Source organism: Bradyrhizobium australafricanum, assembly GCF_020329495.1.
Classification (GTDB): Bacteria; Pseudomonadota; Alphaproteobacteria; order Rhizobiales; family Xanthobacteraceae; genus Bradyrhizobium; species Bradyrhizobium australafricanum.
In genome coordinates, this window is sequence record NZ_JAGKJL010000002.1 from 1 (window position 1) to 18797 (window position 18797).

General features: G+C 64.9%; 16 protein-coding genes and 1 pseudogene. 12 read left to right on the top strand and 5 right to left on the bottom strand.

From position 1 onward, the window contains the following. Positions 1–179 (top strand): annotated as a pseudogene (locus tag J6525_RS01855) (integrase core domain-containing protein); the annotation flags it as partial. Positions 180–323: 144 nt separating this feature from the next. On the opposite strand, the gene J6525_RS01860 reads toward J6525_RS01855, so the two are convergent. Continuing rightward, positions 324–1199, bottom strand: a complete 876-nt coding sequence (locus J6525_RS01860) for an SDR family oxidoreductase (protein WP_225641612.1) — start codon at positions 1197–1199, stop codon at positions 324–326. 100 nt (positions 1200–1299) lie between these two features. Here J6525_RS01860 and J6525_RS01865 point away from each other — a divergent pair, with 100 nt between their 5' ends. The 3 genes from J6525_RS01865 (at position 1300) to ppc (ending at position 6870) form a co-directional block, all read left to right on the top strand. Beyond that, positions 1300–2109, top strand: a complete 810-nt coding sequence (locus J6525_RS01865) for a crotonase/enoyl-CoA hydratase family protein (RefSeq protein ID WP_225641614.1) — start codon at positions 1300–1302, stop codon at positions 2107–2109. 128 nt (positions 2110–2237) lie between these two features. After that, entirely contained in the window at positions 2238–3782 is a 1545-nt protein-coding gene (locus J6525_RS01870) for an acyl-CoA synthetase (protein ID WP_092083303.1), read from the top strand. A 280-nt stretch (positions 3783–4062) separates the two neighbouring features. Next, on the top strand, positions 4063–6870 hold the full coding sequence (ppc, locus tag J6525_RS01875; RefSeq protein ID WP_092083304.1) for a phosphoenolpyruvate carboxylase: 2808 nt from the start codon (positions 4063–4065) through the stop codon (positions 6868–6870). A gap of 135 nt (positions 6871–7005) precedes the next feature. Here the strand turns inward: ppc and J6525_RS01880 are convergent, their stop codons facing one another. The 4 genes from J6525_RS01880 to J6525_RS01895 form a co-directional block, all read right to left on the bottom strand. Beyond that, the gene (locus J6525_RS01880) at positions 7006–8118 is read right to left on the bottom strand and encodes an SMP-30/gluconolactonase/LRE family protein (protein ID WP_092083305.1); all 1113 of its coding nucleotides are present in this window, start codon (positions 8116–8118) and stop codon (positions 7006–7008) included. Between the two features lie 190 nt (positions 8119–8308). After that, positions 8309–9223, bottom strand: a complete 915-nt coding sequence (locus J6525_RS01885; RefSeq protein ID WP_225641622.1) for an SDR family oxidoreductase — start codon at positions 9221–9223, stop codon at positions 8309–8311. 109 nt (positions 9224–9332) lie between these two features. After that, a complete protein-coding gene (locus J6525_RS01890; RefSeq protein WP_092083354.1) occupies positions 9333–10472 on the bottom strand; it encodes a thiolase C-terminal domain-containing protein in 1140 nt (379 codons plus the stop codon). Positions 10473–10476: 4 nt separating this feature from the next. Then, positions 10477–10890, bottom strand: coding sequence for a Zn-ribbon domain-containing OB-fold protein (locus J6525_RS01895; RefSeq protein WP_225641624.1), 414 nt, complete (start codon positions 10888–10890; stop codon positions 10477–10479). 231 nt (positions 10891–11121) lie between these two features. On the opposite strand from J6525_RS01895, the gene J6525_RS01900 reads away from it, so the two are divergent. From J6525_RS01900 to J6525_RS01935, 8 genes are all read left to right on the top strand, one after another. Further along, positions 11122–12369: an amino acid ABC transporter substrate-binding protein gene (locus tag J6525_RS01900; RefSeq protein WP_225163931.1), complete on the top strand. Its 1248-nt coding sequence runs from the start codon at positions 11122–11124 to the stop codon at positions 12367–12369. A 45-nt stretch (positions 12370–12414) separates the two neighbouring features. Then, complete coding sequence (locus J6525_RS01905; RefSeq protein WP_050386056.1) at positions 12415–13338, top strand: branched-chain amino acid ABC transporter permease; 924 nt, start codon at positions 12415–12417, stop codon at positions 13336–13338. Beyond that, positions 13331–14251: a branched-chain amino acid ABC transporter permease gene (locus tag J6525_RS01910; protein ID WP_225641626.1), complete on the top strand. Its 921-nt coding sequence runs from the start codon at positions 13331–13333 to the stop codon at positions 14249–14251. Before J6525_RS01905 ends, J6525_RS01910 begins: the two co-directional genes overlap by 8 nt. Then, on the top strand, positions 14241–14969 hold the full coding sequence (locus J6525_RS01915; protein ID WP_225641628.1) for an ABC transporter ATP-binding protein: 729 nt from the start codon (positions 14241–14243) through the stop codon (positions 14967–14969). Before J6525_RS01910 ends, J6525_RS01915 begins: the two co-directional genes overlap by 11 nt. Next, a complete protein-coding gene (locus J6525_RS01920) occupies positions 14959–15678 on the top strand; it encodes an ABC transporter ATP-binding protein (protein ID WP_225641630.1) in 720 nt (239 codons plus the stop codon). The genes J6525_RS01915 and J6525_RS01920 overlap by 11 nt, the downstream gene beginning before the upstream one ends. 92 nt (positions 15679–15770) lie before the next feature. After that, positions 15771–17120 (top strand): amidase, encoded by a 1350-nt coding sequence (locus tag J6525_RS01925; protein ID WP_225641632.1) that lies wholly within the window; start codon positions 15771–15773, stop codon positions 17118–17120. Continuing rightward, positions 17113–17799 (top strand): DUF2848 domain-containing protein, encoded by a 687-nt coding sequence (locus J6525_RS01930; RefSeq protein WP_225641634.1) that lies wholly within the window; start codon positions 17113–17115, stop codon positions 17797–17799. The genes J6525_RS01925 and J6525_RS01930 overlap by 8 nt, the downstream gene beginning before the upstream one ends. A gap of 254 nt (positions 17800–18053) precedes the next feature. Next, a complete protein-coding gene (locus J6525_RS01935) occupies positions 18054–18797 on the top strand; it encodes a 2OG-Fe(II) oxygenase (protein WP_225641636.1) in 744 nt (247 codons plus the stop codon).

Below are 18797 nucleotides of genomic sequence, written 5' to 3' on the forward strand. Positions count from 1 at the left end.
ACCCCTTTGATCGGCTCTGCAAGCAGCGCGGCATCCAGCATCGCCTGACCAAGCCTTACCACCCGCAGACCAACGGCCTCGTCGAACGCTTCAACCGGCGTATCGCCGAAGCCATTGGCCGCGAACAAAAGCGCGGCAGCGCCCGGCGGACCTTCATCGACCATGCCGATCGCGACGCCTTCATCGCCAGGTTCGTCCACGACTACAACCGGACTCGCCTCAAATGCCTCGGCTACCAGGCCCCGATCCAGGCCGTTGCTAAACTCACGGGACTGAACACTTTCGCAGGGACGACAGTAGTGATTGAGGAGCAAGCGCGGGCTTCAGCCCCGCGCCGCGCGGTCCTTCTCGTTCTGGGCCTTGATCGACTCGCGCGCCTTGGTCCAGTCGTCGTCGCTCCAGTCGCGCAGCTGATAGAAATTGCCGCCCATCGCGAGCGCCTGCGCGCCGTCCATGGCGATGGTCTCGCCGTTGATCCAGTCGCAGCCGCCGGAGATCAGGAACACGGCGAGGTTCTGCAATTCCTCCATGGTGCCGACGCGGCCCATTGGGTTCATCGCCTTGGTGCGCGCGCCGGCCTCGTCGCCGGGCTTGATGCGCTTGCTCATGCCTTCGGTCGGGATCTCGCCGGGCGCGATGGTGTTCAGGCGGATGCCGTGACGGCCCCACTCGATGGCGAGCGACATGGTCATGGCGTGGATCGCCGACTTGCTCATCGCCGATGGCACCACGTAAGGCGAGCCGTTGCGCACCCAGGTCACGGTGATCGACACCACGTTGCCGCGATGCCCTCCGGCGATCCAGCGCCGGCCCACCGCGTGCGTCACGTAGAAGGTGCCGTGCATCACGATGTTGGCGACCGCATCGAAGCCGCGCGGCGACAATTCTTCCGAGCGCGAGATGAAATTGCCGGCGGCGTTGTTGATGAGATCGGTGAGCGGGCCGCTGGTGGTCCAGATCGCCTCGATCATCTCGTCGACCGCCATGGCGTTGCGGATATCGACGCCGTGGCTGACCACGCGCCCGCCATACTCGGCCATCAGCTCGGTCGCGGTTTCGTCGCAGACGCTCTTGCGGCGGCCGCAGATATGCACCTCTGCCCCGAGCTGCAGGAACCGCGAGGCCATGGACTTGCCGAGGCCGGTGCCACCACCGGTTACCAGTATGCGCCGCCCGGCAAGAAGCTGATCAGAGAACATCGTTTCCTCCACGGGGGTTGTCAGTTAATTGGTCGATTGACTAAAAGCGGACAACGGCCTTTGTGTAAAGCGCCAACAAGGAACAGCGGAGGAGATTTCAATGGAAGATCGCGTTTCGATATCGATTTCGGACGGTATCGCCGATGTCCGCCTGGTGCGGGCGGACAAGATGAACGCGCTCGACGCCGCGATGTTCGAGGCATTGGTGGCCGCAACCGACCGGCTTTCCAGGGAAAAAGCCGTTCGGGTGGTGGTGCTGTCCGGAGAGGGCCGGGCGTTCTGCGCCGGGCTCGACATGGGCCGTTTCGCCGCCATGAAGGACGGCGGTAACGGAGTGCCGGGCGGCGAGAAGCGCGATCTCACCGTCCGCACCCACGGCAAGGCCAATTTCCCGCAGCAGGCGGTCTGGGGCTGGCGCCAGCTTCCGGTGCCAGTGATCGCAGCGGTCCACGGTGTCGCGTTCGGCGGCGGCTTCCAGCTCGCGCTCGGCGCCGACATGCGCTTCCTCTCGCAGGATGCACGGATGTCGATCATGGAAATCAAATGGGGTCTTGTGCCCGACATGGCGGGCACGCCGATTCTGGCGAGCCTCGTGCGCGACGACATCCTGCGCGAGCTCACCTATACCGGCCGCATCTTCTCGGCGCAGGAGGCCCAAAGTTACGGCCTTGCCACCCGCGTCTGCGACGACCCGCGCGCCACGGCGCTCGAAGTCGCGCGCGAGATCGCCGGCAAGAGCCCGGATGCGATCCGTGCCGCCAAGCGCATGCTCAACAATCTGTCGGTCGACCCGGCGGCCGCGCTGCTCGCGGAATCGGTCGAGCAGCAGAAATTGCTCGGCAGCCCGAACCAGACCGAATCGGTGCGCGCCAACCTGGAGAAGCGCGCGCCGAAGTTTGCGGATGCGTGATGATGCCTACGTCATTCCGGGGCGATGCGCAGCATCGAACCCGGAATCTCGAGATTCCGGGTCTGGTCCTTCGGACCATCCCGGAATGACGACTTAACTTCGAACCGACACAAGATCGGACAACGACAATGGAAACGTCCCAGCCCTTCCTCGGCATCGTCAGCGGCGGTCGCCGGCGCGATCATGCTGCGGTCGCCGAGCGCACTGAGCGCATCGCTAGCGGCCTGAATAAGCTCGGCGTCAAGCCGGGCGACAGCGTCTGCATGCTGATGCGCAACGACATTGCGTTCGTCGAGGCCGCCTACGCCGCGATGCGGCTCGGCGCCTATGGCGTGCCGATCAACTGGCACTTCAAGCCGGAGGAGATCAACTACGTGCTGACGGATTCCGGCACGCGCGTCCTGATCGGCCATGCCGACATGCTGCATCCGCTGCGCGGTGCGATCCCGTCCGACGTCACCGTGCTCAGCGTGCCGACGCCACCGGAAATCCTCGCCAACTACAAGATCAATCCCGATCATCTGGCGACACCGGATTTCGCGATCAATTTCGAAGCCTGGCTGGCGCAATTCCCGCACTATGACGGCCCGGTGGTGCCGCAGCCGCAGAACATGATCTACACCTCGGGCACCACAGGCCATCCGAAGGGCGTGCGCCGCTTCGCGCCGACGCCGGAGCAGACCGCCAATGCGGAAGCAATGCGCGCGATGATCTACGGCCTGAAGCCCGGTGCACGCGCGATCCTGCCCGGACCGCTCTATCATTCCGCGCCGAATTCCTTCGGCTTGCGCTCGGGCAAGCTCGGCGGCGCGCTGGTGCTCATGCCGCGCTTCCACGCGGAGGAGTTTCTGCAGTTGATCGCGCGCGAGCGGATCGACACCATCTTCATGGTGCCGACGATGTTCATCCGCCTGATGAAGCTGCCCGAGGAGGTGCGCCGCAAGTACGACATGTCATCGCTGCGTCACATCATCCATGCCGCCGCGCCCTGTCCGCCCGACGTCAAGCGCGCCATGATCGAATGGTGGGGGCCGGTGATCTATGAATTCTATGGCTCGACCGAGTCAGGCGCGGTGACCTTCGCCAATTCCGAGGACGCGCTGAAGAAGCCCGGCACGGTCGGAAAGATCTCGCCCGGTGCCGAGCTGCGCTTCATCGGCGACGACGGCAAGGAGGTGCCGCAGGGCCAGATCGGCGAGATCTATTCGCGGATCAAGGGCAATCCCGATTTCACCTATCACAACAAGGCCGAGAAGCGCGCCGAGATCGACCGGCAGGGATTCATCACCTCGGGCGACGTCGGCTATATCGATGCCGACGGCTACGTCTTCATCTGCGATCGCAAGCGCGACATGGTGATCTCGGGCGGCGTCAACATCTATCCGGCCGAGATCGAGGCGGTGCTGCATGCCGTCCCCGGCGTGCACGACTGTGCGGTGTTCGGCATTCCCGATGCCGAGTTCGGCGAGGCGCTGATGGCGGTGGTCGAGCCGCAGCCAGACGTCGTGCTCGACATCGCCTCCGTCCGCGCCCAGCTGAAGACCGCGCTCGCCGATTACAAGGTGCCCAAGCACATCGAGATCCAGACCAACCTGCCGCGCGAGGATTCCGGAAAGATCTTCAAGCGCCGGCTGCGCGATCCTTATTGGGAGCGGGCGGGGCGGAAGATCTAGTCCGTCGTCCCGGGCAAGCCAACGGGTCGGCGCGAAGCGCCGCCGATGACAGGCTCCGCGCGACCCGGGACCCATAACCACCAATCTCCGTGTTGCGCGCTGCAGTAGCCCCAGCTTGCTTCGACCGCAGCCGCCGGTGGTTATGGATCCCGGCTTTCGCCGGGACGACATTGGTGTGTGTGCACCGCCACCAAGTTGATCTTGCGCTGCGGCAAAAAAAGCGCACACTCGGGAGGAGCCGGGCAGCCTCCGGAGTAGCCGAGCCATGTCTCCCCAGGTAATGCCTCCCCAGACCATGCCGTCCGAGACCGAAATCCGCGCCAAACGTGCCGCAGAGGCCAGCCTTCTGGAAGCGGCTGCGCAGGAGGAGGATGCGCGGCTCCGGAATGACATCCGCCTTTTGGGGCGCGTTCTCGGCGACACCGTGCGCGACCAGGAAGGGGCCGACGTATTCGACCTGGTCGAGCGCATCCGCCAGACCTCGGTTCGCTTCCATCGCGACGAGGACAAGCTGGCGCGGCGAGAACTGGAGAGCATCCTCGACGGCATGTCGATTGCCGAGACGCTGCAGATCGTCCGCGCCTTCAGCTATTTCTCCCACCTCGCCAACATCGCCGAGGACCAGAACAACATCCGCCAGATGCGCAGCCGCGGCCCGAGCGGGGCGCCGCGGCCGAGCACGCTGGAACAGACGCTGGTGCATGCCCGTCAGGCCGGCATCAGCCCGGCCGATCTGCGCGGCTTCTTCAGGAGCGCGCTGGTTAGCCCGGTATTGACCGCGCATCCGACCGAGGTCCGCCGCAAGAGCACGATGGACCGCGAGATGGAGATCGCCGATCTGCTCGACCGCCGCGAGCGGCTGCAGATGACGCCGGACGAGAGCGAGGCCAGCGACGAGCAGCTTCGCCGCGCCGTGGTGACGCTGTGGCAGACCAATCTGCTGCGCCGGACCAAATTGACCGTCCTCGACGAGGTCGCCAACGGCCTGTCGTTCTACGACTACACCTTCCTGCAGGAGGTGCCGCGGCTGCATTGCGCGCTGGAGGACCGCCTGAACAAGGAGGGCGGCGAGGCCGGCGAACTCGCTTCCTTCCTCAGGATGGGAAGCTGGATCGGCGGCGATCGTGACGGCAATCCCTTCGTCACCGCGGAGGTGATGCGCGGCACGCTGCGCCTGCAGTCGAGCCAGGCGCTCAACTTCTACCTCGAGGAGCTGCATGCGCTTGGCGCCGAATTGTCGCTGGCGGCGCATCTCGCCGATGTCTCGGACGAGCTGCGGAGCCTCGCCGAGCGTTCGCCCGACACCTCGCCGCATCGCAGCGGCGAGCCGTATCGTTTGGCCGTTTCGGGCATCTATGCACGACTTGCGGCGACGGCCTCTCGGCTCGAGGTCGAGACCACGCGGCCGCCGGTCGGCAAGGCCGAGCCCTATGCGCGCGCCAGGGAGTTCCAGGCCGATCTCGACGTGCTCAACCGCTCGCTGATCGCGAACAATTCCAGCGTGATCGCGCGCGGCCGGCTGCGGCTGTTGCGGCGGGCGGTGGATTGCTTCGGCTTCCATCTGGCGCGGCTCGACATCCGCCAGAACTCGGCGGTGCACGAGCGCACCATCGCCGAGCTGTTCGACACCGCCAATCCGGGGATGTCCTATCTGGCGCTCGGCGAGGACGCCCGCGTCAGCCTGCTGCTCGGCGAGCTGCGCAATGCACGGCCGCTGGCCTCGCCCTTCGTGAAATATTCCGAGGAGACCCAAAGCGAGCTCGCCGTGTTCCGTGCCGCGGCCGAGGCGCATGCCAGGTTCGGGCCGGAGGTGATCTCCCAATGCATCATCTCGATGTGCCAGGGCATGTCCGACATGCTCGAGGTCGCGGTGTTGCTGAAGGAGGTCGGGCTCGTCAATCCGTCCGGCCGCAGCGCCGTCAACATCGTGCCGCTGTTCGAAACCATCGAGGATCTGCAGGCCTCCAGCGGCATCATGGACCGCATGCTGGTGCTGCACGACTATCGCAAGCTGGTCGACAGTCTCGGCAGCGTGCAGGAGGTGATGCTCGGCTATTCCGACAGCAACAAGGATGGCGGTTTCGTCACCTCGGGTTGGGAGCTCTACAAGGCCGAGATCGGCCTCGTCGAGGTGTTCGAGCGCCACGGCGTGCGCTTGCGATTGTTCCACGGCCGCGGCGGTTCGGTCGGCCGCGGCGGCGGGCCGAGCTATGACGCGATCATCGCGCAGCCCGGCGGCGCCGTGAACGGCCAGATCCGCATCACCGAGCAGGGCGAGATCATCTCGTCGAAATATTCCAATGCCGAGGTCGGCCGCAGCAATCTGGAAATCCTCGCCGCGGCGACGCTGGAAACCAGCCTGCTGCAGCCGCGGCAGAGCGCGCCGCGCCCCGAATATCTCAAGGCGATGGAGGAAATTTCCGCGCTCGCCTTCAAGGCCTATCGCGGCCTCGTCTATGAGACTGAGGGCTTCGCCGATTATTTCTGGGGTTCGACCGTCATCAACGAGATCGCGACGCTGAACATCGGTAGCCGCCCGGCCTCGCGCAAGAAGACCCGCGAGATCGAAGACCTGCGCGCCATCCCGTGGGTGTTCTCCTGGGCGCAGTGCCGGCTGATGCTGCCGGGCTGGTATGGCTTCGGCAGTGCGGTCGAGAGCTGGATATCCGAGCATCCGGAGCAGGGTATGCCGTTCCTGCAGGAGCTCTATCGGGAATGGCCGTTCTTCCGCACACTATTGTCCAACATGGACATGGTGCTGGCGAAGAGCTCGATCGCGATCGCCTCGCGCTATGCCGAGCTGGTGCCCGACGTCGCGTTGCGCGAGAAGATTTTTGGCCAGATCCGCCGCGAATGGCACCTGTCGATCGAGACGCTGCTCGACATCATGGGGCATGACCGGCTGCTGCAGGGCAACCCGCTGCTGGAGCGCGGCATCCGCAACCGCTTCCCTTACATGGATCCGCTCAATCACGTGCAGGTCGAGCTGCTGAAGGAGTATCGCGCGCAGAACCCGGACGAGCAGGTGCTGCGCGGGATCCAGATCACGATCAACGGGATTTCGGCGGGACTGCGGAATAGCGGGTAACCACAGCGTCGTCCCGGCGAACGCCGGGACCCACAACCACGACCGGGAGTGTCGTGAACGATGTGGGCCCCAGCTTTCTTCAACAACCAACTGCAGTGGTAATGGGTCCCGGCCTTCGCCGGGACGACGGTTAGATCAGCAGTTGTGTGCGCCCTTCGTCTCGACATAGACCGCGTAGAGCGACTGGCTTGCCGTCATGAACAGGCGGTTGCGCTTCTTGCCGCCGAAGGTGAGGTTGGCGCAGGTCTCCGGCAGCAGGATCTGGCCGATCCGCTGGCCGTCGGGCGCAAACACCTGCACGCCGTCGTAGCCCGGTCCGACCCAGCCGGCGCCGACCCAGATATTGCCGTCGACGTCGACACGCAGGCCGTCCGGGAAGCCTGACTTGCCGTCCAGCGTCATGTCGATCAGCGTGCGCGGGTTGGAGAGCTTGTCGCCGTTGAGGTCGTACTGCCAGACGATGTTCTTGGCATTCGGATAGTGCGTGATGCCGGTGTCGCAGACGTAGACCTTCTTGTAGTCGTGGCTGAAGGCGATGCCGTTCGGCTTGAACGGCTCGTCGGCGACCTTGGTGATCTGACCGGTCGCAGCATCGATGCGATAGACGGCTTCCTTCTGGTAGGGCTGCTTCGATCCCGTGTTGGCCAGTTGGCCCTCATAGATCGAGATCGCGCCATAGCCGGGATCGGTGAACCAGATCGACTTGTCGTTGGGATGCACGACCATGTCGTTCGGCCCGTTGAGCTGCTTGCCATTGGCCTGCTCCGCCAAGGGCGTGACGGTTCCGTCGTGCTCGTAGCGCACCAGCCGGGTGCGCTCGGCGGTGATCTGGCGGCCCTCGAAATCGAAGGTCGAGCCGTTGGCCTCGTTTGACGGCTTGTGGAATTGCTCGGAGATGTGGCCGTCATCGTCGAGATAGCGCAACTGCCGGTTGGCCGGGATATCGCTCCAGACCAGATACTGGCCCTGCGCGTTCCAGGCCGGGCCTTCCGCCCACAGGCAGCCGGTGTAGAGCCGCTTGATCGCGGTGTTGCCGACCTTGGCCTTGAAGCGCTTGTCGTCGATCACGACGATGTCTGGATCGGGATAGCGCTGCGGCTCCGCGTTGGGGCCGAAGTCGCGCGCTGCGGCATCGGATGCGGCCATCGCGGTTGCAGCAAGCGCGGTTGCACCGCGCAAGATTGTCCGACGGTCGAACGCCTTCGCACCGTCGCCCTCGTGTTTCTGAATGTTGCTTGGATTTGTCACGAAAGTCCTCCCAGGCTTTTTTGTTATCGGGAGGACGATCATACCCCCGCAATTCTGGCACAATGCGGGCACGCCATGATGAAACAACCAAAGAGTGTGTCGCCCCCGCCTAGCGCGCGATTGCGCGCGGAGTTCGCGGAGGCGACGATTTCATAAAACTGTCAGATCGGATCGGAGGATCAGATCAAGTTCAGATCGGATCCCAGGTGAAGACGTCGGCCGAGCGGTCGAGCTTGGCGAACGATCCCTTCAGCGCCGGCATGCCGTGTTCGGCAATGGTCTCGGGCGTCCAGCCTTCGCCGCGATGAACCGAGCGCACCGGACGATGCTGGCCGAACAGGAAGATCTCGTTCATGCGCACGCCGAAGATTTGTCCGGTGACGTCCTTGGCCGCGTCTGACAGCAGATAGGCGCAGACCGGCGCGATCTTCTCCGGGCCCATCTGCTTGATCTTCTCGACGCGCGCCTTCTCGGCGTCAGTCTCGGTCGGGATGGTGCCGATCATGCGGGTCCAGGCGAACGGCGACACGCAGTTCGAGCGCACGTTGAAGCGGCCCATGTCGAGCGCGATCGATTTCGACAGGCCGACGATGCCGAGCTTGGCGGCGGCGTAGTTGGCCTGGCCGTAATTGCCGATCAGGCCGGAGGTCGAGGTGAAGTGCACGAACGAACCCGATTCCTGCTCGCGGTAGATGCGCGCCGCGGCGTGGCTGACATAGAACGAGCCCATCAGATGCACCTTGATGACGGCATCGAACGCCTCCACGCTCATCTTGTGGAAGATCATGTCGCGCAGGATGCCGGCGTTGTTGACGACGCCGTCGAGCCGGCCGAAATGATCGGTCGCGGTCTTCACGATCTTGCTGGCGGGAATGGCTTCCGCGACCGACTCGAAATTGGCGACCGCGGTGCCGCCGCGCTTCTTGATCTCCTCGACCACCTCCTCGGCGGGTGCGGCGCTCGTGCCGGCGCCATCGGCGGCACCGCCGGGATCGTTGACCACGACCTTGGCGCCTTCCGCCGCGCAGAGCAGCGCGATCTCGCGGCCGATGCCGCGCCCCGCGCCGGTGACGATGATGACCTTATCCTGCAGTGATTTTGCCATGTGGGTTCTCCTGGTTTGCTCTCCGTCATTCCGGGATGGTGCGAAGCACCAGACCCGGAATCTCGAGGTTCCGGGTTCGCGCTTCGCGCGCCCCGGAACGACGGAGTTGTTACTTCTCGTTCGTAAAGATGATCGTGCCACTTGCGGCGAACATGCCGCCGACGCCGTGGCAGACCGAGATCTTCGCGTTCGGCACCTGCGCCGGCGCGATGCCGCGCATCTGCCGCACGCTCTCCTGCAGCGCGTACATGCCGTACATGCCGGAGTGCATGTAGCTGAGGCCGCCGCCATTGGTGTTGAGCGGCAGCTTGCCGCCGGGGCGGGTGTTGCCGTCGGCGATGAACTTGCCGGTTTCCTCATACGGCATGAAGCCGAGGTCGCCGAGGCCGTAGAGCGGCAGATGCGCGAAGGCGTCGTAGATCATCAGATGATCGACGTCCTTGTGGGTGATGCCGGCCTCCTTGAAGGCGAGGGGGCCCGCCACCTTGAAGGCGCGCGACGAGTCGAACGTCTTCATCTGGCTGACCATCGGCGTTTCCACGCTCTCGCCGGTGCCGAGGATGTAGACCGGCTTGTTCGGGAAATCCTTGGCGCGGTCGGCCGAGGTGAGGATCAGCGCGCCGCCGCCGTCGGTGACGAGGCAGCATTGCAGCAGCCGGAACGGATAGGCGATCATCCGCGAGTTCAGGACGTCGGCGACGGTGATCGGATCCTTCATGGTCGCGCGCGGGTTCTTCGCCGCCCATTCGCGCTGCACCACCGCGACCATCGCGAGCTGCTCATGCGTGATGCCGTGGGTCTTCATGAACCGCAGCACGGGAATCGGAAACATGCTCGGCGGCCCGTAGACACCGAACGGTGCCTCGAACTGGCCGTTGAGGCTGTCGGCGGGCGTGAAGCGCGGCTGCTTGCCGATCATCGACTTGCCGCTTTCGGCATGCGTGATCAGAACGGTCTTGCACAGGCCGGCCTCGATCGCGGCGGCGGCGTGGCGGACGTGCAGCATGAAGGAGCAGCCTCCGACCGAGGTGCCGTCGACCCAGGTCGGCGTGATGCCGAGATAGTGCGCCATCTGCTGCGGGGTCTCCACCGCGGTAGCGAAGCCGTCGATGTCGGACAGCTTCAGGCCGGCGTCCGCAATCGCATTCAGCGCCGCGTCCGCGTGCAGCTGGATCTGCGACATGTTCGGGATGACGCCGAGTTCGGTGGTTTCAGCCGCGCCGACGACGGCAACCTGGTTCCTGCGCATCACATTACCCCTTTGCCGGACGGAACAAGGGAAGGGTGATCTTGTCGTCGAGCGTCTCGAAGGCGACCTCGAGCGGCATGTCGAGTTCGAGCGCTTCCGGCGTCTGCGGACAATCGATGATGTTGCTCATCATGCGCGGGCCCTCGTCGAGCTCGACCACGGCGATCGCGTAAGGCGGCGTGAAGCCGGGCGCGGCCGGACGGTGGTTGATGACGTAGCTGTAGAGCTTGCCCTTGCCGCTGGCCTTGAAGATCGAGACCTTGCGCGAGGCGCAGGAGGGGCAGAATGGCCGCGGCGGAAAGTAGACATTGGCGCAGGCATCGCAGCGCTGCAGGCGCAGCTCGCCGGCCTTGGTGCCATCCCAGAAATGCTGGGTCTCCGGTGTCGGCTTTGGTTTCGCGCGCGCGGGCTCGGCCATGTCTGATGTCTCCTCCCGAAATCGTTACGATCTTGATGCGACATTGAACCAAGGCCCGTCAACGGTCCATCCATGCTCCGCGCAGCGGCCTGTGTCCCGCGCATGCCGCATATTCCGCCCCTCGCACAATTGCTAAGGCCGCGATGCTTGTGTCGCTCCGATCCGGCGCGTAGAAGGGCCGCGTCCAAGATACGTCCAAGACACGTTCAAGATAGCCGGGAGGAACATATCATGCTGAGGATCATCGGCGCGGCACTCGCTGCCAGCCTCGCATTTGCCACGCAGGCGATGGCCGCCGACGCACCGTCGGAGATCAAGATCGGCACGCTCTATGCGTCGTCGGGGCGCTACGCCTCGATCTCGATGCCGGTCTACAGCTCGCTGAAATTGTGGGTCGAACAGAAGAACGCCGAGGGCGGCGTGTTCGTGAAGGCGTTCGACAAGAAGATCCCGATCAAGCTCGTCTCCTATGACGACCAGAGCAACACCGCGACCGCCTCGACGCTTTATAATCAGCTCGTCACCCAGGATAAGGTCGATCTCCTGGTCGCCGATTCCGGATCAGTGCTGACGGCGCCCGCGGTTGCGATCGCGCGCGATCACAAGATGTTCCTGTTCGACCAGACCGGCACCGGCGCGAGCTTCTTCTCCAAGGACAATCCCTACATCGCGCTGATGGCCGATCCGGTGTCGACGGTGTGGCCGAAGCCGGTCGCCGACTTCATCAGCCATGACGGCCCTGGCCTCGGCATCAAGAAGGTCGCGATCCTCTATTCGACCAACGAGTTCACCGGCACCCAGGCCAACGCGTTCCGCAAGTTCGTCAAGGAGTCCGGCGCGCCGATCGAGATCGTCTATGACCAGGGCGTTCCGACCGAGACCACCAATTACAACGTCATCATCAACAACATCAGCAACGCCAATCCGGACGCGGTGATCCATTTCGGCTATGCGCCGAACGACATCGCCTTCCTGCGCAACGTCCAGGACGTCGGCACCAAGTTCAAGATGCTGTTCGCGATCTATGCCGGTCTCGAGACCGAGTTGCTCGAGAAGAATGTCGGCGCCAAGGGCCTCGAGCACATCTGGACCTACGTGCCGCCGTCCGAATTGGACTATCCCGTCAATTTCGGGATGAACATGAAGGATTTCCGTGCCGCCTGGACCAAGAAGTACAACGACGGCAAGATGGAGTTCGGCTTCAACGCGGTCGCCGGCTACACCACGGCGCTGGTGATCGAGAAGACACTGTCGGTTGCGACCAGCCTCGACCAGATGGAGCTGCGCCGCGCGGTGTTCTCGCTCAGCGGCCAGCTCAAGACGCTGGACGGCACCTTCGCGCTGGATGAGACCGGCGGCCAGATCGGCGAACTGACGCCGCTCGGCCAGCTCACGGTCGACGAGCACGATCACATCAAGTTCGTCTCGATCTATCCGCACGACACCGCCAACGGCAAGCCGATCTATCCGGCGCCGTGATGCAGGTGAGTGCGGCAGGCGTAACCTTCGGCGGCGAGCGGTAGCATGACCTATGCGCTGGTTGCCGGCGTGCTGTTCGGGCTGTATTTCAGCCTGGTCGGCATCGGTCTCAATCTCGTGTTCGGCGTCATGCGCATCGTCAACCTTGCGCATGGCGACATCCTGATGCTCGGCGCCTTCATCGCGCTCGGCGTGGTCGGCCTCGCCGGCATCGACCCGCTGTTCGCGGTGCCGCTGGCCTTCGTGGTCTTCGTGCTGGTGGGCGTGCTGCTGTACTGGGTGCTGGTGCCGCGGCTGCAGGGCTCGGCCAATCCGGAAATGCTGTCGATCATCCTGTTCTTCGGCCTGTCGCAGGTGATCGAGGCCGTCACCACGATCTTCGCCGGCACCAGCGAGCGCTCGATCCAGAGCCGGCTGCTCGGCACCGTGTTCACGACCATCAAGGTGAAGTGGTTCGGCGGCAAGGCGGGCGGGGCAGGGCCGATCCAGATCTTCGGCCAGGGTTTTCCCGCGCCTTGGGTGATCGCGGCCATCACCAGCCTGATCGCGATCGCGCTGGTCTACCTCTATCTCTACCACACAAGGCTCGGCACCTTGACCCGCGCGGTGATGTCACGCCGCGACGAGGCATTGGCGACCGGCATCGATGTCGATCGCGTCTCGGCGGCGGCGTTCGGTATCGGGCTCGGCATCGCGGCGGTCGCCGGCGTGTTCGCGCCCTTTATGTTCGGCTCGGTGACGCCGGCGTTCGGCGCCGACGCGACCGTGACGTCGTTTGCGATCGTCGTGCTGGGTTCGCTCGGCAATCCGCTCGGCACCGCGCTCGGCGGTGTCGTCTACGGCCTGTGCTACATGCTGGTGCAGACCTATCTCAGTTCCTGGGCCGACCTGCTGCCCTATGTGTTGTTGATCGTGATCCTGTTGTTGCGCCCGAGCGGTCTGCTCGGAAGGCGGGTGCGCGTTGCATAACGCCTCGAAACACCTGCTGTTCATCCTGGCGCCGCTGGTGGTGGTGTTCGCACTGCTGCCCGGCGTCTATCAAAACCATCTGCTGCTGTTCAACTTCGTGATCTTCCTGATCCTCGCGCAAGGCGTGAACATCATCTATGGCTTCACCGGCTATCTGCCGTTCGGCTATGTCGGCTTCTTCGGCGCCGGCGCCTATGGCTTCGCCATCCTGGTGATGCATCTGCAGACGCCGGCACCGCTCGCCGTGCTGGTCGGCGGCGTTGTGGCGGTGGCGCTCGGCCTGTTATTGACGCCGCTGCTGCGGCTGTCGGGTGCGTATTTCGCGATCGCCAACCTCGCGGCCTCGCTCGCGGTGCTGCACTTCGTCGCCAATCCGGCGCTGGAGGGCATCACCAAGGGCCCCTACGGCGTGTCGCTCACTGGCACGTTCAACCCGACCCACGCGTACTATGCGGCCGTCGTCGTGATGGCGCTGACGGTCGGTGCGGTGGTCTATCTGAAGAACTCGCCGTTCGGGCTGGCGCTGCAGGCGGTGCGCGAGGATGCGGTGTCGGCCTCGATGGCCGGCGTCAATATCGTGAAGATGCGGGTGATTGCCTGGCTCGCCTCGGCGCTGGTCGCCGGCCTCGCCGGCGGCATCTACGCCTGGTACGTCTCGGTGTTCTATCCGGACAACGTGTTCTCCGGCGAGTTCTCGATCTTCGCGATCGTGTTCGCGCTGTTCGGCGGAGTCGCCACTATCACCGGCCCGATCGTCGGCGTGCTGATCCTTTACGGCATCTACAATCTGATCGGCTTCACCACGCCGCAATATTTCCAGCTGATCTATGGCCTCCTGATCATGGGCCTGGTGCTGTTCCTGCCCGCAGGACTGGTGTCGCTGGCAACCCGCAGGGGGTGGCATGTCCCCTGAGAAAAACCCGATCCTCAAGGTCTCGAAGCTGGTCAAGCGCTTCGGCGGTTTCCACGCGCTCGACGGCCTCAGCTTTCACGTCGTGCCGGGCGAGATCCTCGGTTTGGTCGGTCCGAACGGCTCCGGCAAGACCACGGCGATCAACGTGATCTCCGGTCTCTATGCGCCTGATGGCGGCGAGGTCGTGTTCGACAGCGCGTCCGCCGGCGGCGTCGCCTCGCACAAGCTCGTTCATCGCGGCATCAACCGCACCTTCCAGGTGCCGAAGCCGTTCCTGTCGCTCACGGTGCGCGAGAACATCCAGGTGGCGCTGGCCTATGGCGGCGCGACCGGCGCACCGTCGATCGCCGAACTGCTCGAGGATTTCAGGCTGAAGGAGGTCGCCGACCGTCCGGCCGCCGATCTCAACAGCGCGCAGCAGAAGATGCTCGATCTGACCCGTGCGCTCGCCACGCGGCCGCGGCTGCTGCTGCTCGACGAACTCGCGGCCGGCCTCAACCCGGCGGAGCTCGACTGGATCGCCGGCCGCATCAAGGCCTTGGCCGCAACCGGCATGGCGATCATCGTGGTTGAGCATCTGATGGGCTTCATCGAGCAGATCACCGACCGCGTCATCGTGCTCAATGCGGGCAGGGAGATCTTCGAGGGCACGCTGGCGACCGCGGTACGCGAGCCGCAGGTGATCGAGGTATTTTTGGGAGGCGAGCATGCCCACTGATGCGGTGCCGCTTCTGGACACGAGGGGCGTCGATGCGGGCTACGGCACCATGCAGGTGCTGTGGGGCGTCGATCTCGACGTCCGCCCCGGCGAGACCGTGTTGCTGCTCGGCGCCAACGGCGCGGGCAAGACCACGTTCCTGAAGTCGCTGGTCGGCCTGATCGAAGCCCGCAGCGGCCACATCAAGCTCGGCGGCGAGGACATCACCCAGATGCGCTCGTCGGACCGCATGAAGCGCGGCATGACTTACATGTCGGAGCTTGCGGTGTTTCCCGACCTGTCGATCGAGGAAAACATCCGCGTCGGCGCGCAGGCGCTGGGCCATGCCAATCCGGGGGCGCGGGTCGACGAACTGTACGGCCTGTTCCCGGTATTGCGCGACAAGCGCCGCGACCCCGCATCCAGCCTGTCCGGCGGTCAGCGCAAGATGCTCGGCATCGCCAAGGCGCTGTCGGCCGAGCCGAAGCTGCTGGTGATGGACGAGCCCTCGGCCGGGCTGTCGCCGCTGTTCGTCAAGGAGGTGCTGCGCGCCTTGTCGAGCCTGCAGGGCCGCGGACTGGCACTCTTGATCGCGGAGCAAAATATCGGTTTTCTCGAGATTGCCACCCGCGTATTCGTGCTGGAAGGCGGGCGGATCCGCTTCTCCGGCACGGTTGCCGAGATGAGCGGCAATGAAGAGCTGCACCGCGCCTATTTCGGGCTGAAGTGATGCGAGGTGAGGCGCCGGCGGGCTGGAAATCGGCCTCGGTTCGCGCGACAATCAACTGCAAGCCATGAAGTGCAAGCCGTGAAGTGAAAGCCATGCCCAAGAATCCGACACTCGCCTCCCTGGCCGCCGATCTCGCCGGCGGCGCGACCTCTGCCCGCAAGCTCGTCGAGCAGTGCATCGCCAAAATCGCTGATCCCTCAGGCGAGGGCCAACGCACCTTCATCCGTGTCGACCGCGACGCCGCGCTCGAGGCCGCCGACGCCATGGACCGGCTGCGCAAGGCCAATGCCGCGCCGTCGCCATTTGCCGGCATTCCGGTTTCGATCAAGGATCTGTTCGACATCAAGGGGCAGGTGACGCGGGCGGGCTCGCGCGCGCTGGAGGATTCCGCGCCGGCGGATGCCGATGCACCTGTCGTGGCGCGGCTCAAGCGCGCCGGCTTCATCGTGATCGGCCGCACCAACATGACCGAGTTCGCCTATTCCGGCATCGGCATCAATCCGCATTACGGCACGCCGAAGAGCGCCTGGAACCGGAGCGCCGGCCACGTGCCGGGTGGCTCGTCCTCGGGGGCGGCGGTCTCGATCGCCGATGGCATGGCGTTCGGCGCGCTCGGCACCGACACCGGCGGCTCCTGCCGAATCCCCGCCGCCTTCAACGGCATCGTCGGCTACAAGCCGACGCAGCGCCGGATTCCGCTCGATGGTGGCGTGCCGCTGTCGTTCACGCTCGACAGCTACGGCCCGCTGGCCAATTCGGTGGCCTGCTGCGCCGCGCTCGACGCGGTGCTCGCCGACCAGCCGGTCATGCCGGTCGCGCAGCGCCCGGTGAAGGGCATGCGGCTCGCGGTGCCGACCACGGTTGCGCTCGACGACCTCGATGATGCCGTCGCAAAGACCTTCGAGCGCGCGCTTGCGGCGCTGTCGCGCGCAGGCGCCTTGATCGAGCGGATCGAGGTGCCCGAACTGCTCGATGTCGGCGTCATGAACGCCAAGGGCGGCTTTGCCGCCGCCGAAAGCTATGCCTGGCATCGCTTCCTGCTGGCCAGCAAGGGCGACATCTACGATCCGCGCGTCGCCGTGCGCATCCAGCGCGGCGAGGGCTTTCCGGCCGCCGACTATATCGATTTGCTCAACGCGCGCCGCTCCTTCATCGCCCGCACCGAGAAGCGGATCGCGCCCTATGATGCGATGGTGCTGCCGACCACGGCGAACCTGCCGCCAACGATCGCGAGCCTCGCCGACGACAAGGCGTTCGCCACCGAGAATTTGCGCGCGCTGCGCAATTGCACGCTGATCAATGTGCTCGACGGCTGCGCGATCTCGCTGCCCGCGCATCGCGAGGGCGAGGCACCGGTCGGCCTGATGCTCGCCGCCGCGGGCGGTTCGGATCGGCGCATTTTCGAGCTCGCTGCCGGAATGGAGACCGTGATCCGTGTTTGATCTCACCTTCAATGTCGACGACAAGGGAGTCGCCACTCCGCTGACGCTGGAAATCAGGCAGGCCGTGATCGCCGGCTGGACCGGCCGCGATCCGGTGGCGCGCGACAAGCATATCGCCGAGCTCGAGGCACTCGGCATCGCGCGGCCCGCGACGACGCCGATCTACTATCGCTGCTCGGCACGCCGGCTCACCTTCGCCGATGCCATCGAAGTCTGCGGCGAGGACTCGAGCGGCGAGGTCGAGTTCGTGCTGATCGGCTGGCAGGGCCGCACCTTCGTCGGCTGCGGCTCCGACCACACCGACCGCAAGGTCGAGAGCTACAGCGTCACCGTGTCGAAGCAGATGTGCGACAAGCCGATTGCGTCGGAGCTGTGGGAGCTCGAGGACGTCATCGGCCACTGGGACCAGCTGGTGCTGCGCTCCTGGGCGGTGATCGGCGGCCAGCGCGTGCTCTACCAGGAAGGCACGCTCGATCACATGCTGCCGGTGAAGGACCTGATCGCGCGCGGCTTCGATCAGGGCGCGCTGCCGGACGGCTGCGCCATGTTCGGCGGCACCTTCGCGGCCAAGGGCGGCATCCGCCCGGCCAGCCGGTTCGAGTTCGAGCTGGAAGACCCGGTGCTGAAGCGGAAGATCAGCCACGGCTACGATGTGGTGACGCTGCCGGTGAGGGGCTGATTGCTCGCCGCGTTGTTGTTGTGAGGGAGATGACCGACGCTTTCTCCACGTGCGTCGTCCCGGCGAAAGCTGGGACCCATAACCACAGAGTGTTGTGGTTGGCACGTTGTGGCCCCAGCGATCTCAACAATTACGACGGTGGCTATGGGTCCCGGCTTTCGCCGGGACGACAGCGGGATTGGGGCGCTGTTCCCCGACATTTCCTGCCGGAAATCGGGTGGCGCGGGCCGCAATCAGGGGCCAGATTCCGTCCCATGACAGCAACAGCCAAAACCATCACACGCCCATCCACCGGCATCCCGGCCCGCGTAGACGGGCTCGACTGGGATCAGATCAAGACCGACCTCGACGATCAGGGATGCGCCGTCCTCAACGGCCTGCTGACGCCTGAGGAATGCGATGCCATCGCGGCGCTGTATCCCGACGACAGCCAGTTCCGCAGCCGGATCGTGATGGGCCGTCACGGCTTCGGCCGCGGCGAGTACAAGTATTTCTCCTATCCGCTGCCGGACCTGATCGCGGAGCTGCGGCCGGCGCTCTATACGCGGCTGACCGCGACAGCCAATCGTTGGAACGAGACGATGGGGATCGATATCCGATATCCTGCGTCGCATGCGGCGTTCCTGAAGCGCTGCCATGACGCCGAACAGATGCGGCCGACGCCGCTGCTGCTGCAATATGGCGAGGGCGACTACAACTGCCTGCACCAGGATCTCTATGGCGAGCATGTGTTCCCGATCCAGGTCGCGATCCTGCTGTCGCAGCCCGGGCGCGATTTTACGGGTGGCGAATTCGTGCTGACCGAGCAGCGGCCGCGGATGCAGTCGCGGCCCGAGGTGGTGCCGCTCACCAAGGGCGATGCGGTGGCCTTTGCCGTGCATCATCGCCCGGTGCAGGGGACGCGCGGACCGTATCGTGTCAATCTGCGCCACGGCGTCAGCAGGATTCGCTCCGGCCATCGCCACACCGTTGGTGTGATCTTCCACGACGCGAAGTGA

Coding starts and splice junctions, on each gene's coding strand:
- J6525_RS01900 (WP_225163931.1), top strand. CDS start 11,122: ATGCTGAGGATCATCGGCGCGGCACTCGCTGCCAGCCTCGCATTTGCC.
- J6525_RS01860 (WP_225641612.1), bottom strand. CDS start 1,199: ATGTTCTCTGATCAGCTTCTTGCCGGGCGGCGCATACTGGTAACCGGT.
- J6525_RS01925 (WP_225641632.1), top strand. CDS start 15,771: ATGCCCAAGAATCCGACACTCGCCTCCCTGGCCGCCGATCTCGCCGGC.
- J6525_RS01870 (WP_092083303.1), top strand. CDS start 2,238: ATGGAAACGTCCCAGCCCTTCCTCGGCATCGTCAGCGGCGGTCGCCGG.
- J6525_RS01890 (WP_092083354.1), bottom strand. CDS start 10,472: ATGCGCAGGAACCAGGTTGCCGTCGTCGGCGCGGCTGAAACCACCGAA.
- J6525_RS01915 (WP_225641628.1), top strand. CDS start 14,241: ATGTCCCCTGAGAAAAACCCGATCCTCAAGGTCTCGAAGCTGGTCAAG.
- J6525_RS01920 (WP_225641630.1), top strand. CDS start 14,959: ATGCCCACTGATGCGGTGCCGCTTCTGGACACGAGGGGCGTCGATGCG.
- J6525_RS01935 (WP_225641636.1), top strand. CDS start 18,054: ATGACAGCAACAGCCAAAACCATCACACGCCCATCCACCGGCATCCCG.
- J6525_RS01905 (WP_050386056.1), top strand. CDS start 12,415: ATGACCTATGCGCTGGTTGCCGGCGTGCTGTTCGGGCTGTATTTCAGC.
- J6525_RS01895 (WP_225641624.1), bottom strand. CDS start 10,890: ATGGCCGAGCCCGCGCGCGCGAAACCAAAGCCGACACCGGAGACCCAG.
- ppc (WP_092083304.1), top strand. CDS start 4,063: ATGCCTCCCCAGACCATGCCGTCCGAGACCGAAATCCGCGCCAAACGT.
- J6525_RS01885 (WP_225641622.1), bottom strand. CDS start 9,223: ATGGCAAAATCACTGCAGGATAAGGTCATCATCGTCACCGGCGCGGGG.
- J6525_RS01865 (WP_225641614.1), top strand. CDS start 1,300: ATGGAAGATCGCGTTTCGATATCGATTTCGGACGGTATCGCCGATGTC.